We start from the raw sequence: 15425 nt of genomic DNA on the forward strand, positions 1-15425 counted from the left end.
GAAGGAGGCGGAGAGTCAATGGGCGGCAGCGCAGCGTACGAGCAGACCCTCGGGGTCTCGCGGTATCTCTCGGTGCTGCGCCGGCAGCGCCGGGTGGCCGTCGCGGGCGTCGTCTTCGGGGTGCTCGCGGCCTGCCTCTACCTGCTGATCGCCCCGCACACGGTCACGGCGACCACGGCGGTGAACCTCAACGTGATCACCACCGAGCCCTTCAACCAGCAGCGGCCCGCCTCGGGGCTGCTCGACGCCCCGACCGAGGCCGACATCGCGAGCTCGCACGCGGTCGCCGAGGGGGCGGCCGAGCTGCTGGGCGGCGAGCTGACGGCCTCACAGGTGCGGCAGTCGTCGCAGGTCTCGTCCTCGGGCGGCGCGTCGGTGGTGCGCGTCGCGTTCACGGCGCCGACCGAGCAGGAGGCGGTGCGCGGCGCCGACGCGATCGCGCAGGCCTATCTCGAGTTCCGCAGCGATCAGGCCGAGCAGCGCATCGACACGATGCTGACCAGCATGAACACGCGCATCGAGAAGCTCAACGAGGCCCTGCTGCAGGCCAACCGCGAACTCGTGTCGGCCGAACCCGGCACGACCGACTACGCGCAGGCCGTCTCGCAGCAGCAGCAGATCCAGGTCGAGCTCGACAGCCTGCTCTCGCAGCGCAACGCCCTCACCAGTGTCGACACGACCGGGGGCATCGTGCTCACCTCCGCGCGCGACAGCCAGTTCGAGCGGAGCCCGTCGAGCAGGATGGCGCTCGCGACCGGGCTCGCGGGCGGGCTGGTGCTCGGGATCGTCGCGGCCTTCGCGCGCAACCCCTTCGATCGGCGGCTGCGTTCCTCGACCGACGTCGCGGAGGTGCTGGGGGCGCCCCTGCTCGCCGACCTCGAGCCGCGCAAGGGCGAGGTGTCCGACGACGACGCTCACGAGCAGATGCGCGTCATCTACGAGCGGCTGCGCAGCCTCGACTCGTCCGGCGGCCCGGTGATGGTGTTCGATGCGCGACGCTCCTCGGACGAGTCGCGCGCGCTGCGGCAGCTGCGGCAGATCTCGGACGGCGCGGTCGAGTTCGAGCGGATCGATGCGGGCGCGAGTCGCGCCGACGGCCTCGCGATGCTGCGGGAGGCGGCGGCCGTGCTGGTGCTCTGCTCGCATCGCACCGCGCTGGTCGAGGATCTGCGCTGGATCGCTCAGGAGGCGCAGCGCGCGGGCGCCCCGGTGGTCGGCTTCGTCTCAGAGGCGTGACCGCGCAGCCGAGGCTCGGGGACGGCCGCCGCGCAGCCGACGCGGCGGCGAGGCCGCCCGATCCGGCGTCCCGGATCACGCGGCCTCGCCGCGGTGCCGGCCCGGGTGACGGGCCTCAGAGCGCGCGCAGCTTGCGGTACTTGCGCCGCATCGACACGGCCGCGTACACGGCGTTCACCGCGAACAGCACCGCGTAGACGGCTGCGAACACGGCGGGCAGGCCCCACAGCGCGAAGCTCCAGCAGAGCGTGCCGGTGTCGGTCGGGATGAGGGCGATCGACTTGCGCACCCCCTACGGCTCGGGGGCCTCGCCGCCGCGCTGGCGCACCAGCTGCTCGGCGAGGATCTGACTCATGAACTGTCCGGCCGAGACCACCGCGTAGGCGAGGGCGACGCCGGCCAGCCAGATCAGTTCGGGCCGGTGCGCCGCGATGGCGACCGCCACCGCGACGTGGGTGAGCGGCGTGCGGATCGCATCGACGACGTGATCCACCCACTCCCCGGCCGGTCCGCCCGCACCCGTCAGTCGGGCGAGCTGCCCGTCCGCCGAGTCGCAGGCGAAGCCGAGCGCCAGCAGCAGCGCCACCGCGACGCCGACCCCGAGGCCGGGCTCGGCGACGACGAGCAGCACGAGCCCCGCCAGCGAGCAGAGCGCGCTGACCGCCGTCACCCCGTTGGGGGTGAGGCCGATCACCGCGGCGGCGGCCGCGATCCGGCGCCCGAGCCAGCGGTTCACCCAGCGCATGTAGGCGGGCACCCCGGCGCCGCTCTTCTGCGCGCTCCGCAGGGTCGCGACGCTCTCGCGGTACCTCAGCGGGCTGCGTTCGAGCATCATCTCACTCCTCTTCGGGAACCGCGGGGGCGGGGGCGATCAGGAATCGCCCCCAGCCCTCGGGCGAGGGTCCGCCGGCAACCGGGGGTACGGCTGGGGAAGATGCGGCGGGATCCTCTGTCTCCTCGGGTGATTGGGGGACCCGAGGGGTCGGGGTGGTCGGGGTTTCGGCCTGGGGCGCGACGGGGGCGGGTTCGCCGCCCTGCGTCGCGTCGGGCGCGACCTCGGCGGGCGCCTCGACCGGGGCCTCGGCCGGGACCTCGAGCGGCGCGGGCGGCGCGACGGCCGCCCGCAGCGGGGTCGGGCTCACGGTGCCGATGGCCTGCAGCTCGAAACTGTGACTCGGCGTCGTGCGGTAGCCCGAGTGCACGGACACGGCGATCACGTTGGTGCCGGTGACCAGCAGCTCGCCCGGAACGGTGATCGTCACCGGGTTCGCCAGCGCGGTCGCCGCGTTCGGCGAGCTCGTCGCGTAGTTGTTCACACCGGCCGGGTTCGCGGTGACGTTCTGCCGCCCCACTTCGGTGCCGTTCACGTAGACCACGATGCCGTCGTCGGCCCGGGTGGTGACCTGCATGGACTCCACCCTGGTCGCGTCGGCCACCTCGAAGGCCTTGCGGTAGAAGGAGGCGTAGGGCATCGGAGCCGGCGACGACAGCGGCGTCGCGATGCCGGCGTGCCCCCAGCCGAACGGGGCGAGTCCCGTCGACCAGCCCGTCGTGTCGGCTCCGGCGCTCACCCAGTCGCCGCTCGGCCCGGCCGCGCTGTACAGGTACGCCCACTCGGAGGCGGGCGCCACGTACGAGACCGTCTCGTTGCGCACCGGCTCGGTGCTCAGCGTGCCGATCGCCTGCAGGTCGAAGCTGTGGCTCGGCGTCGTGCGGTAGCCCGAGTGCATCGACACCGAGACCACGTTGGCGCCCGCGACCAGCAGCTCGCCCGGAACGGTGATCGTCACCGGGTTCGCCAGCGCGGTCGCGGCGTTCGGCGAGCTCGTCGCGTAGTTGTTCACGCCCGCAGGGTTCGCCGAGACGTTCTGCCGCCCCACTTCGGTGCCGTTCACGTAGACCACGATGCCGTCGTCGGCGCGCGTGGTGATCTCCATCGACTCGACCCGCGTCGCGTCCTCGACTTCGAAGGCCTTGCGGTAGAAGGAGGCGTAGGGCATCGGAGCCGGCGCCGACAGCGGCGTCGCGATGCCGGCGTGCCCCCAGCCGAACGGGGCGAGCCCCGTCGACCAGCCCGTCGTGTCGGCCGAGATGCCCGTCCAGCCCGCGCTCGGGCCCGCCGCGTTGAAGAGGTAGGCCCACTCGTCGCCGGAGTTGATGTAGTTGACGGTGTCCGGCGTCTCGGGGGGCTCCTGCGCCAGCACGGCCGCGGTCGAGGCCGACTTGTTGCCCGCCGCGTCGACGGCTCGCACGAAGTACTTCGCCCCCGACGCCGACGGCGGCAGCTCGGCGCTCGTGCCGGTGACCGTCGCGACGACCCGGTCGTCGCGCATCACCTCGTAGCCGGTGACGCCGGTGTTGTCGGCCGCCGCCTGCCAGCTGAGGGAGACCGCGGTGACGTCGCCGGTCGCGGTGAGCGCCGTGGGTGTCTCGGGCGGCGTGACGTCTCGCTGACCGTGCCGCGTGAAGCCGCTCGTCCACTGCCGCACGTAGCCGGCCCGCGTCGAGTACGACCAGTCGCCGCCCTGCCAGAGGGTGCCGTTCGAGTCGACCATGAGCGCCCAGGAACCGGCGCCGCGATAGGTGCTGAACGTTCCGTTGAACTGGGGGATCCGCTCGCCCGTGCTCGCGCTCCACGCGCCCGTGCCCCAGACCGCGTTGGCCGAGGTCCAGCCGGTGCCGATCTCGGGCCACCGGGTCTCGCCCTCGTACTGCGTCTCGAAGCAGTGGCAGCCGCCGTAGACGACGCCGTTGTACTCGGCGATGGCCTGGAAGTCGCCGCCCGCGTTGCCGATCGTGGTGCTCAGCAGCGAGAAGTCGTCGCGCGAGTAGCTGAAGAGCGAGTGCTCGGCGCCACCGAGCCACACCCGGTCGCCCACCTCTTTGACCGCCTGCTGGTAGCCGGTGCGGCCGCCGCTGCGGTTCGAGAAGAGCACGTTCCAGGTGAAGAGGTCGGTGCTCGTGGCCGAGATCGCGGCGGCCTTGTCGGAGTCGCGTCCGCGCGACTTGTTGAAGTGGCCGGCGAAGTAGGCGCGGTCGCCCCTCGGGGAGGCGTCGACTGCCATCACGGTGCCGTTGAACTCGGGGTTCCAGAGGTCGGGGGTGCCGTCGGTCACCGAGAGGCGCCCGCCGGCCCGCATATAGCGCTCCTGGGTGGTGGAGCCGCCGGTGCCGTGGGTGAAGGATCCGCCGACGTACAGCCAGCCGTCCTGCACGTCGAGGGCGCGCACGAGCGGGAAGCCCCCGCTCAGGTGGTTGATGAGCCGCCCGGTGAACTGAGGGTCGAGCTGGCCCGTGGTGCCGTTGAGCACCGCGAGGCCGTCGCGGGGCTCGCCGTTCACCTCGGTGAAGAAGCCGCCGACGGCGATGCGGTTGCCCGGCAGGGTCGCGAGGGCCCGGATCGCGTTGTTGAACGTCGGCCTGAACGCGGGATCCCACTCGCCCGTGTCGCGGTTGAACGCGGCGAGGTAGGACTGCTGCTGGGCGCTGCCTCCGGCCGCGGTCTTCTGCACGGTGGTGAAGTTGCCCCCGACGTAGACCTTGCCGTTGTCCTCGGTGAAGGCGGCCACCTCGTTGTTGCCCTCGATCGAACTGGGACCGTTGCCGATCCCGGCGACGCTCCACGGCTGCGGCAGCGCGAAGCTGTCGGCGACCGACGTGGTGGTGACGGCGGGGGTGCCGGTGTCGGGGATCGCCTGGTAGATGTCGCTGCTCTTGAGCTGGGGCCTGATGAAGACCTGGGTGAAGGGCCGCGCGTAGCCGGTGGAGGTGTCCTTCGACCAGAGGTAGCTCGTGGCGGCCGGGTTGCCGCGGATCTGGGACCCGAAGCCGAAGCCCATCTTCCATCCCTCGTTGCTGCCGGTGACGGTGCGCACCCGGTTGTACGAGTTGTCACTGCCGAAGTTGCTCGTCTCGCCGCCGGTGCGGGTCGTGCTGCCGATCTTGTAGCTGGCGACGCGCTGCTTGTTGTTGAACTGCCAGGTCCAGTCGGCGCGGGGGCTCGCGAAGGTGAAGGTGAGCTCCTGCCACGAGGTGCCCTGCTGGTTGGTGGCGCGCACGAGGCGGATGCCGTCGGGCAGGTTCTTGATGGGGGTGTTGTTCGCGAGCTGTCCGATGAGCTCGGACGAGAGCTGCCGGGGGAGGAACGCCTCGGTGCCGGTGACGGCGCTGCGCACCTGCTCCGGGGTGCCGGATCCGGCGTTCGCCACACCCCAGCCGTCCCTGCCGCGACCGACGAGCACCCAGCCGCCGCCGGCCCGCTCCTGGTCGCAGTAGAACTGCTGCGCTCCGCCCATGGCCGGTGTCGCGAGCCAGTAGACGCCGCTCGGAGCCGAGGGTGTGGTCTGCTTGATCTCCCAGCAGGACGCGGCGGCGGTCGCCTCGCTCAGCCCGTCGATGACGGGCGGAGTGGGGTCGGCCGCTGCTGCGGCGGTCGGGGCCGCGAGCAGGCTCGCGGCGAGCGCGCCGGCCAGTGCGAGGGCTGCGGTGAGCCTTCCCGTCCTCCAGCCCGGCCGGGGAACCGCCGGATTCACCGGCGGGGCTCCGCGGCCGTGCGCGGAGTGGCGGAGCAGGCGCTGCCCCGGGGCTGAGCCTGTCAGCGGTGTGCGGTTGTCGAACATCGTCGTGTCTCTTTCCTTGCTGCGGCTCAGCAGGCCGGATCGTCGGGGAAGTCGTGGTTCGTCACGCGCCAGACGTCGTCGTCTCCGCGTGTGAGGGTGAAGCGGTGCAGGGCGCGGTTGGTGCTCGCGGCGTCTGCGCCGATGGGGACTCCGGCCGAGTCGAGCATGCGCACCGCGGTGGCGTCGACGCAGCTCACGGCGACGGCGCTGCGCTCGTCGGCGGCGGTCTCGACCGAGGTCTTGACGATTTCGGGCGCGCCGGAGATGCTCCAGCCGTTGACCACGAGCTCCTGCCACTGCGCTTCGAGTTCGGCGGCGTAGGCGCCGGCCGCGAACCCCTCGATCTGCTTGGCGAGGGCTCCGTCGTCCCCGCTGCGGGTCAGAGGTGCGCTGATGGCTGCCGCGATGAGCTCGCTCGCGGTATCCTCGGTGATTGAACCCGCATCCCCCGAGCCGCCCGCAGTTTCAGGGGAGTTCGGCGTCTCGGAGGATGCGGGGGCTTCGGTGGGCGAGGCGGTGCCCTCGGTCTCGCGCTCGATCCCGTCGACGGGTGAGGCGGATCCGTCCGGCTGCTCTGCCCCTGCCGTGCTCAGCCAGATGCCTCCGGCTGCGACGGCGAGTGCGGCCGCAATGGTCGCGGTCAGTGCCCACCGCCTGCGCGGGGGCCCTGCCGGGCCTGCTGGTTCGTGGTTCATGGTGTCCCTGATCTCTGCGTGTGGTGGTGCCGGGCGAGCGGATCGCCGGCGGTGGATTCCGGAGAGGTTCACTCCGGAGCTCTGGGGCCCCCCGGCAGTCTGAGCCGGGCTCGGGCGAGGCGGCCGCAGGCGGCGAAGAGCGCGAGACCGACGCCCGCTGCGACGACGAGGCCGACGAAGCCCGGTCCGAGCAGCAGCCTGGCGAGCAGGGCGGGGGCGCCGACGCTGCCCAGGCAGACGACGAAGGCGAAGAGCCCCGCGGCGGGGGCGATGCGCAGCCGCAGCACGAACCGGATCTCGCACCAGGCGAGCAGCGCGTCGACGACGCACGCGATGGTCCAGGCCCACGCGGCTCCGACGATGCCCCAGGCCGCGACGAACGGCGGGATCAGCGCCACGTTGATGGCGACGACCACGGCCTTGTTGATGGCGGCGAGGCCGCTGCGTCCTGCGGTGAGCAGGATCGTCTGCACGTTGCCCGCCAGGAAGGCGACCAGCGCGCCGAGGCACATCACGGCGAGCGTCGAGGCGCCCGAGACGAAGTCGGGGCCGAGCACCGCGAGGGCGACGGGGGCGAAGACGGCGAGCAGTATGAAGACGGGGGCGCTGAAGAGCACGAGCCAGCTCGTGGCGGTGCGGTGCAGCTCGCGCACGTCGTGCTCGGCTCCGCGGTGCTGCATGCGGCTGAAGATCGGGGCGAAGACCACGCGGATCGCCGAGTCGACGATCATGCCGGCGGCGACGAAGCGGCTCGCGGCGCCGTAGACGCCGGCGGCGGCCGGACCGGCGACGGCGCCCACGACGAGCACGGAGATCCAGAGCAGCATCTGCTCGAGCGCGGCCGAGATCACGCGCGGGCCGGCGAAGCCGAGGGTGCGGGCCGGCAGCGCGGTGCCGAAGAAGCGCGCGCCCCGCCCGTAGCCGAGGCCGCGCATCTGGCGCGCCACGACCGCGAGTGCGATGGCGAGCGCGGCCGCCGCGGGCAGCGCCCACGCCAGCACGACGCCGCTCAGCGTGAGGCCGAGCAGCATCGCCGCGAGCACCGCCAGCAGCCGGGCGGCGGGCAGCCCGACGCTGCCGATCAGCACGTACTCGGCGATGCGTCCCAGCGCTCGGCTCACGGCGAGCGACGTCAGCAGCATCGCCGCGAAGGGCAGGAGGACGGCGCTGATCCGGATCGCGGCGGGCAGCGGGTCCGAGGGGTTCGCCTCGGCGGCGAGCGCGGCGCCGATCCACACCGCCGCGGCGCAGACCGTGCCCGCGACTCCCGAGACCGCGATGAGGAACCAGGAGGTGGCGCGCACCTGCTGCGGCTGGTCGTCGGCGAGGCGCGGCAGCAGCCACACCGCGGTCGAGTCCATGCCGAAGCGCGCGAAGCCGAGCGCGATCATGAGGACCGCGATGGCCTGCAGCACGATCCCGGAGTCGGCGTCGCCGAGGAAGCGGGCGAGCACCACGACCAGCAGGAAGCCGAGCAGGGCGCTCGTCGCCGAGCCCGCGAAGCTGAGCATGCTGCGGCGGCCCAGGGTCCGCTCCTCGCGCAGGGGGGCCGCGACGGCGGTCATGCGATGCTCGCAGTCAGGCGCTGCCGCGCGAGTGCGGCGATGAACTGCACGTTGCCGAGCAGGTAGCGCTTGGCCAGACGCCTCGGTTCGAGGCCCAGCCGCCAGAACCACTCGAGCCCGGCGCGGATCATCCACCGAGGCGCGCGGCGGTTCGAGCCGCTCAGCCAGTCGAACAGCCCGCCGCAGGTGAGCACGGCCGGCGGCAGCAGCTCCTCGTGCTCCTGCACCCAGCGCTCCTGCACCGGGTCGCCCATGCCGACGAAGAGGATGCCCGTGCCGTGGTCGGCGATGTCGGCCGCGATGCGCGGCACGTCGTGCTCGCCGAAGTAGCCGTGGTGGGTGCGGATCCGCGCGCCCGGGATGCGGGCGCGCAACCGTTCGGCCGCCGCCTCAGCCACCCCTTCGGCCGCGCCGAGGAAGTAGACGGGGATGCCGGCGTCGGCGGCGGCCCGCAGCACGGGCTCCGCGACGTCGGTGGTCGCGAGGCGCTCGGGCAGGCGACGGCCGAGCAGACGCGCCCCCCACACGATCGACTGCCCGTCGGCGTACGTGGTGTGCCGCTGCAGGAAGCCGCGCAGTTGCGCGTCCTTGCGGGCCAGGTTGCAGACGTGGGCGTTCACGCCCACGGCGACATCGACGCCCGGCTTGCCGGCCCACTCGATGACGGTCTCGGCGAACGAGCGCTCCGTGAACGAGTCGACCGCCACGCCCGCCACCTCGACCGAGGCGCTGCCGTGCGGGTGCACGTTGAGGTGCGACATGATCAGTACGCTCCTTCGCGGTGCACCATGACGCGCGCGGTGCGCCACATGATCTGCAGGTCGTTCATCAGCGACCAGTTCTCGACGTAGCTGAGGTCGAGCCGCACGCTCTCGTCCCACGAGAGGTCGCTGCGACCGCTCACCTGCCAGAGGCCCGTGATGCCCGGCTTCACATAGAGCCGGCGCACGACGGTGCCGTCGTAGGCGGTGACCTCGGCGGGCAGCGGCGGCCGCGGGCCGACCACGCTCATGTCGCCGCGCAGCACGTTCCAGAACTGGGGCAGCTCATCGAGCGAGAGCTTGCGCAGCACCCGCCCCACGCGGGTGACGCGCGGATCCTGCTTCATCTTGAAGAGCGGGCCGGATCCCTCGTTCCGCTCCCGCAGCTCCGAGAGGCGCTGCTCGGCGTCGACCGCCATGGTGCGGAACTTGAACATGGTGAACACGCGCCCGTCGCGCCCCACCCGCTGCTGGGAGAAGAACACGGAGCCGGGCGAGTCGAGCTTGATCAGCAGCGCCAGCACGGGGGTGATGAGCGCGATCGCGGCGAGCGCGAGCGCGGCGACGCTCACGTCTAGGCCTCGCTTCAGCAGGTGGTGCCCGCCCTCGTAGGAGGGGATCTTGATCTGCAGCATCGGCAGCCCCTCGACCGGGCGGAACGAGATGCGCGGGCCGACCACGTCGGTGACCCGGTTCGAGAGCACGAGGTTCGCCGCCGTGCCCTCGAGCCGCCAGCTGAGCTCGCGCACGAAGGAGGGCGCGTTCTCCGGCTGACTGGCGACGATGATCGTGTCGGCCCCCGCCTGCGAGGCGACCGCGGCCACCTGGTCGGCGCTGCCGCGCACCTGGTAGCGCCGGCCGCCCACGACGAGCGGGCCCCGGTCGGCGCCGAAGAGCGTGGCCGCGACCACCTGGTAGCCGCTGCCGCGATCCGCCTGCAGCGTGCGGATCACGTACTCGACGTCGGCCCGCTCCCCCACGACGAGGGTGCGCGAGGCGTAGTGGCCGATGCGGCGCTGCTCGCGCAGCCAGCGCCGCCACTCCCAGCGCGAGACGAGCAGCGCGACGAGCCCGATCGGCAGCGCGGCGAAGATGAGCACCCGGTCGCCGCTCCAGTCGGCGATGAGCGCGGCGATGGCGACCGCGCCGAAGGCGAGGCCGGTGCCGTGCGCCACCCGGCGGTACTCGAGCGCGCCCGCTCCGAGGCAGCCGAGGTCGCGGCTGCGCATGCCGGTGAGGGCGAGGATCCAGAGCGTCACGAGCGCGACCGCCACGATCGGGGTCGAGCGGCTCGTGCCCACGAGCAGCGACTGCAGCAGCAGCGAGGCCCCCACCGAGGCGAGGATCACCAGCGTGTCGGACGTGCGCAGGCACCACCGGAAGTTCCGCTCCCAGCGCCGCCTGCGCTCCAGCGTGGGCGTGCGCCGCGGCGACAGCGCCACCGCTCCCGTGAACGTATCCAGCCCGCTCTCCACCAGCATGCCGACTCCCCTAGCTTGCACTCCATCGTGAATGTGGAGTCAGGCTAAGAAGATCGGGGGCCGTCGCGGGGGGAAGTTACGCAAGCCCTACGGAGGGGTTCGGCGCGGTTCCCGGGGCCTCTCGCGGAAACCTCCTCCAGCTACGCAATCCCCCGGCCTGGCCCTGCGACCGGCCCGCGCCTACCGGGAGACGTGCTCGCGTCGGAACCACTGCCGCAGTTCGTCGCGACCGCTCACCCGCAGCTTCGTGAACACGTGCCGCAGGTGCGTGTCGACCGTGCGCACCGAGAGGTGGAACTGCTCGGCGATCCATCGGCTCGAGTAGCCCAGCGAGGCGAAGAGCGCGATCTCCCGCTCCCGCGACGACAGCTCCTCGGTGAGGGGCAGCGGCATCCAGATGCCGTATTCCGTGAGCCGTCTCGACGCGGGGGTGTCCCACCCGTCCCGCCCGTCCAGCAGCTCCTCGCAGTGGGCGAGCAGGGCCTCGCCGAACGGGGGGGTCCATCGAGGCCGCGAGAGCCTCGATGCGCCCCCGGTAGGGCGCCGCCTCGGCGCGATCCTCGACCGCGAGCAGGCGCAGCGCGCGCAGTTCGATCGCCTCGAGCTGCTGCGTGCGCGCCCACGAGGCGAGTCGCAGCGCGAGCTCCGCCTTCTCCTCGTCGCCGTTCCACTGGCGGGCCTGCAGGGTCAGCAGCCGCAGGTACCCGGTCACGGCCTGAGAGATGCCGGAGTGCCGGCTCTCGGCGAGGCGGATCGCCCGGCGGCTCGCCGCGTGCTCGCCGAGGGCGGCGAGCGCCAGCGAGAGGGCGGCGTTCACGAGCGCCGCGACGCCGTGCCGATCGTACGCCGCGAGCCGCTCGCGCAGGCGCTCCGCCCGCTGCGCGGCCAGCCGCCACTTGCCGTCGGAGAGGCTCATCAGCACCGCGCAGGTGTCGACGAGCCCCGAGTAGTGCACGTCCGAGAACGACTGCCGCACGGCCTCGCCGAGCATCTGCCGCGCCGACTCGAGGGCGCCGCAGCCCCACGCGCCGATGAAGCCGCAGAAGCGCAGCAGGTCGGCGCTGTCGATCTGCGGCTGCTCGCCGAGCGACGCGAACGACTCGGCGTACTCCGCCACCTGAACCGCGTCCTCCTGCCGCCCGCGCTGCGCGAGGATCAGCGACGAGATCGCGCGTCCGAAGGTGCGCTCCCACTCGATCGGCATCGTGCCGAAGCGGCCGGGATCCGGCACCAGCTCGGCCGCTTCGCGCAGGCGTCCCGAGCGTCCCAGGAAGAGCACGCGGGCGTTGCGCACGATCTCCACCACGCGCGCGTCGGCCTCGGCGAACTCCCGTTCGAGCTCGTCGAGCAGCACCTCGGCGCCCTCGGCGTCCTCCCGGTCGAGCGTGAGGTGCTCGACGAGCGCGAGCCGCAGCTTCGCGCGCAGCAGCGCGGGCACACCCGAGACGCGTCGCGTGCGTTCGACCGCGGTGCGCACGTGGTCGAGGGCCTCGGCGAGACGGGCGCGATCCCCGATGAAGCGCGCGATCTGGCTCGCCTGCTGTGCGCCGATGGTCAGCTGCAGGGTGGACGCGTCGGGGTGCGCGGCGACCGCGAGCGCGACGCGCAGCCGCAGCTGCAGCTCGTGCCCGCTGCGCAGGATCTCGAGCGCCTCCCACAGCCAGCCGAGGGGCACGCTGCGATCGGCGTCGAGCCCCATCGCCACCATGCGGAACAGCAGGCGGGGCGAGCGGTACGGATCCTCGGACCCCAGCTCGTCGTGCAGCGCGTCGAACAGCTGATTGCTCACCTCGACCAGACGCGCGGGGGTCATCTGCTCCCGCACCGCCTTGGTGAGCAGCTGGTGCTTGAGGCTGAGCGTCAGCCGGCCGCTCGGCCCGGTGCCCGCGACCAGCAGTCCCTGCTCGGTGAGGTGCGCCACGTGCACCGGGTCGAGCAGCTGGATGAAGGCGTTCTCGAACATGGGCTCGACGTGCGCGACCAGCTCGAGCGTGCGCAGTTCGGCTGCGGTGCACGTGCTGTGCAGGAACTCGCGGAACTCCGTCGGCACCGCCTCGGCGCCCGGCAGCTCGTAGACGACTCCCCGCTTGCGGCCCACGAGGCCGCGACGGTCGAGGGTGAGCGCGAGCAGCGTGAGCGACAGCGAGTTGCCCTCGGTCACCCGGTACCAGCGGCGCAGCGTCTGCAGTTCGACGTACTCGGCCCCGAGCAGCTGCACGATGAAGCGCTGCGCCTCGGCCACCGAGAGCGGGGGCACGGAGATCTTGCGCACCTGGGGGTCGCGGGCGAGCTGACCCGCGGCGCCGCTGAGCTGGCGGGTGGTGCCGACGACGCGGATCCGATGCGAACGCACGAGCCGGTCGAGCATCATGGACGCCATCGGCGAGTACTGGTCGAGGCCCTGCGCGATGAGCAGCGGCGTGCCGTTCTCGCTGTCGCGCTCGACCGCCTCGATGAGCCGGGCGGCCAGCACCTCGGGCTCCTCGATGTTGAAGTGGTCGCTGTTCTCGAGCGCGTCGGAGGCGCCGAAGAGTTCGGGGAAGTGGAAGCCGAAGTGGGTGGCGATACCCGTGAGCGGGCTCGGCGGCGGCTCCAGCGCGATCACCGAGACCGGCTCGCCGAGCCGTCCCGCCAGGGCGCCCGCCGCCTCCTGGGCGAGCCGGTTCTTGCCCGTTCCGGCCTCGCCGATCAGCAGTGCGACGCTGCCGGGCGGCCCGAGGGCCTCCAGCAGCATCTCGAGACGTTCGGGAGTGCTGCTCTCCTCGACCGTCGCGCGCGATTCAGCTGAGATCGTGAATTCGCGCTCCACCCCGTCTGCATTGAATAGTTCCATCACTCGACTCCCCCAGGGGAGCCAGTCGGCCCCCACTGCCGCCCGAAAGCCCCCTCAGAGTAGGCCGAGTTTTTTCACCCTGCACTCGACATTACGTGTTTCGCACGTACGTAAGTCTCCGCCCGGAACTCGCGACACGTCAATGGGGGTTTTGGGAAATTGTTAACTATGTGATAAATGCGTCATGCTTTCGCAGCCAACGGTGGGCGGACATGCAAAGATGAGGGCCCGGTCATCACGATTCGAAGGAGAGTCATGGCCCAGCACGCAGACAGCGGCGAGGGGGCCGCGAGCGCCGAGCAGGCCGGCTCCGCCGCCGCGCGCGAGGCGGCGTCGCACCGCCCCGCTCACGCGGCGGGCTCCGCGCGGCCTCCCGCGGCCCTCGTGATCCTCAGCTCCGTGAAGTGGAACTTCGCCTGGCAGCGCCACCACTCGCTCGCTCGCGCGGCGGCGGCGTCGGGCACGGCGGTCGTGTTCGTCGAGCCGCAGCTCAGAGACGCGCGGCAGGTCGTGGCCCGGCTGCGGCGCGGCAGCGGTGCCGCTCCCCCGACGCAGCAGGTGCCCGAGGGCGTGCGGATCCTGCGCTGGTCGCCGGTCGACCTGCTGCCCGGCGCGACCCTGCGCCGCATCCGTCGGCTGCTGGGCTCCGCTGCGGCCGACGAGACGATGGTGCTGCAGTACGTGCCCTCGCGACGAGGTCTGGCGCTGGCCCGGCGGCTCGGCCGGGGCCGGCACGTCTACGACCGCGTGCTCGACTGGTCGAGGGTGCCCGCGAACTGGTTCCCGCCGCGCGGCTGGCGCCGGGTCGAGAACGCCCTCGAGCGCGAGGCGCGCCTCGTCACCGACTCCGCCGCCATGCAACGGAAGTGGGCCGAGCGAGGCCTCGACTCGATCCTCGTGCTGCCCGCCGCCGACGACGAGTTCACCCGGCACCCCTGGTCGAGCCCGCGCGCCGACGCCCCGATCGGCTACTTCGGCACGGTGCAGGAGGGCATCATCGACCTGCCCGCCGTCGCCGCCGTCGCGCGGGCGCACCCCGTCGAGGTCGTGGGCGAGGTCGACGAGGCCTCGCGGGCCGTGCTGCGCGATGCCGGCGCGATTCTCGCCGCTCCGGTGCCCGTCGCCGAGCTGCCGCCGATCATCGACCGCTGGAGCGCGATCCTGCTCCCCTACCGCGTGGGCGACCGCAGGGAGACCCTCGTGCCGGCGAAGATCTGGAACTCGCTCGCCAGCCGTCGCCCGGTGCTCACCCTCGGGCTGGCGCTCCCCGACGGGATCGCGCAGCACACCGTGCCGCTCGACGACGCGGCATCGGTCGCCGAGGCGGCGATCGCCGCGATCGAACGCGGCGGCGACGCGGCCCCCCAGCGGGTGCCCACCTGGGCCGACGCGTGGCGCCGGATCGTCGAATTCGCCTCGCCGATCGCCTGACGCCCTTGCATCCGCACGGGCGAGGCACCACGATGAGAGCATGAACTCCTCGCCGCTCCACGCCGTCCCCGACCGCAGCACCGCCATCGACGTCGACTTCGAGAACAGCGCCGAAGACCCCGCCTTCACCCTCTTCGCGGTGTTCCGCGTCAGCTCGTCGCACCCCGTCACGATCGACGGCCGCGACGTGCCGGACGCGGTGCAGGAGCTCGAGGGCGTGGTCGAGGTCATCGAGGAGGAGGGCGTCGCCCTGCGCGGCTGGTACGACGTCAGCGGCATGCGGTCCGACGCCGACCTCATGGTCTGGCTGCACGGCACTGCGGCCGAGGATCTGCAGTGGGCCCTGCGCGAGCTGCGCCGCTCGACGCTGCTCAGCCCGCTCATCCGCACGTGGAGCGCCGTCGGCGTGCACCGCGACGCCGAGTTCAACCGCGGCCATCTGCCGGGCTTCGTGCGCGGCGTGCCGGCTCAGCAGTGGCTCGCCGTCTACCCGTTCGTGCGGTCGCCTGAATGGTACCTGCTGCCTCCCGAGGATCGGCGCACAATGCTCGCCGAGCACGGCCGCGCGGGCGCGCAGCACGCGGGCGTCGTGTCGAACACGGTGTCGGCCTTCGCACTCGGCGACTACGAGTGGCTGCTGCCGATGGAGGCCGACGACCTCACCGAGCTGGTGGACATGATGCGGGATCTGCGCGGCGTGGACGCCCGCAACTACGTGCACCTCGAGACCCCGTTCTACACGGGTCGGCGCATCGAGACCGTCGAGATCGTCGAGGTGCTGCAGTAGCGACTGCGCTCCGCCCC

Annotated in this window: 11 protein-coding genes; 3 read left to right on the forward strand and 8 right to left on the reverse strand. The window is 72.4% G+C overall.

From position 1 onward, the window contains the following. Positions 1-18 precede the first annotated feature (18 nt). Positions 19-1236, forward strand: a complete 1218-nt coding sequence (locus tag Leucomu_RS12230; protein WP_017883679.1) for a YveK family protein — start codon at positions 19-21, stop codon at positions 1234-1236. A gap of 115 nt (positions 1237-1351) precedes the next feature. Here the strand turns inward: Leucomu_RS12230 and Leucomu_RS15580 are convergent, their stop codons facing one another. From Leucomu_RS15580 to Leucomu_RS15985, 8 genes are all read right to left on the reverse strand, one after another. Then, positions 1352-1525: a hypothetical protein gene (locus Leucomu_RS15580; RefSeq protein WP_228407099.1), complete on the reverse strand. Its 174-nt coding sequence runs from the start codon at positions 1523-1525 to the stop codon at positions 1352-1354. A gap of 3 nt (positions 1526-1528) precedes the next feature. Continuing rightward, positions 1529-2068: a CDP-alcohol phosphatidyltransferase family protein gene (locus Leucomu_RS12235; RefSeq protein ID WP_228407100.1), complete on the reverse strand. Its 540-nt coding sequence runs from the start codon at positions 2066-2068 to the stop codon at positions 1529-1531. A gap of 4 nt (positions 2069-2072) precedes the next feature. Beyond that, positions 2073-5855, reverse strand: coding sequence for a fibrinogen-like YCDxxxxGGGW domain-containing protein (locus Leucomu_RS15225; protein ID WP_164884556.1), 3783 nt, complete (start codon positions 5853-5855; stop codon positions 2073-2075). A gap of 26 nt (positions 5856-5881) precedes the next feature. Further along, positions 5882-6550, reverse strand: coding sequence for a hypothetical protein (locus tag Leucomu_RS12245; RefSeq protein ID WP_128387388.1), 669 nt, complete (start codon positions 6548-6550; stop codon positions 5882-5884). Positions 6551-6618: 68 nt separating this feature from the next. Then, positions 6619-8115: a lipopolysaccharide biosynthesis protein gene (locus Leucomu_RS12250; RefSeq protein WP_017883683.1), complete on the reverse strand. Its 1497-nt coding sequence runs from the start codon at positions 8113-8115 to the stop codon at positions 6619-6621. After that, positions 8112-8876 carry a WecB/TagA/CpsF family glycosyltransferase gene (locus tag Leucomu_RS12255; protein ID WP_017883684.1) on the reverse strand — a complete coding sequence of 255 codons (765 nt, stop codon included), beginning with the start codon at positions 8874-8876 and terminating at the stop codon, positions 8112-8114. The genes Leucomu_RS12250 and Leucomu_RS12255 overlap by 4 nt, the downstream gene beginning before the upstream one ends. Before the next feature lie 2 nt (positions 8877-8878). Further along, entirely contained in the window at positions 8879-10357 is a 1479-nt protein-coding gene (locus Leucomu_RS12260) for a sugar transferase (RefSeq protein ID WP_128387389.1), read from the reverse strand. A 180-nt stretch (positions 10358-10537) separates the two neighbouring features. After that, complete coding sequence (locus tag Leucomu_RS15985) at positions 10538-10750, reverse strand: response regulator transcription factor (protein WP_128387867.1); 213 nt, start codon at positions 10748-10750, stop codon at positions 10538-10540. Between the two features lie 2695 nt (positions 10751-13445). Between Leucomu_RS15985 and Leucomu_RS12270 the strand changes: the two genes are divergently transcribed. Further along, complete coding sequence (locus tag Leucomu_RS12270) at positions 13446-14621, forward strand: glycosyltransferase family protein (RefSeq protein ID WP_017883687.1); 1176 nt, start codon at positions 13446-13448, stop codon at positions 14619-14621. A 40-nt stretch (positions 14622-14661) separates the two neighbouring features. After that, positions 14662-15408 (forward strand): hydrogen peroxide-dependent heme synthase, encoded by a 747-nt coding sequence (gene hemQ / locus Leucomu_RS12275; RefSeq protein ID WP_017883688.1) that lies wholly within the window; start codon positions 14662-14664, stop codon positions 15406-15408. Positions 15409-15425 lie beyond the last annotated feature (17 nt).

Origin of the sequence: Leucobacter muris (assembly GCF_004028235.1) — a bacterium.
Lineage (GTDB): Bacteria > Actinomycetota > Actinomycetes > Actinomycetales > Microbacteriaceae > Leucobacter > Leucobacter muris.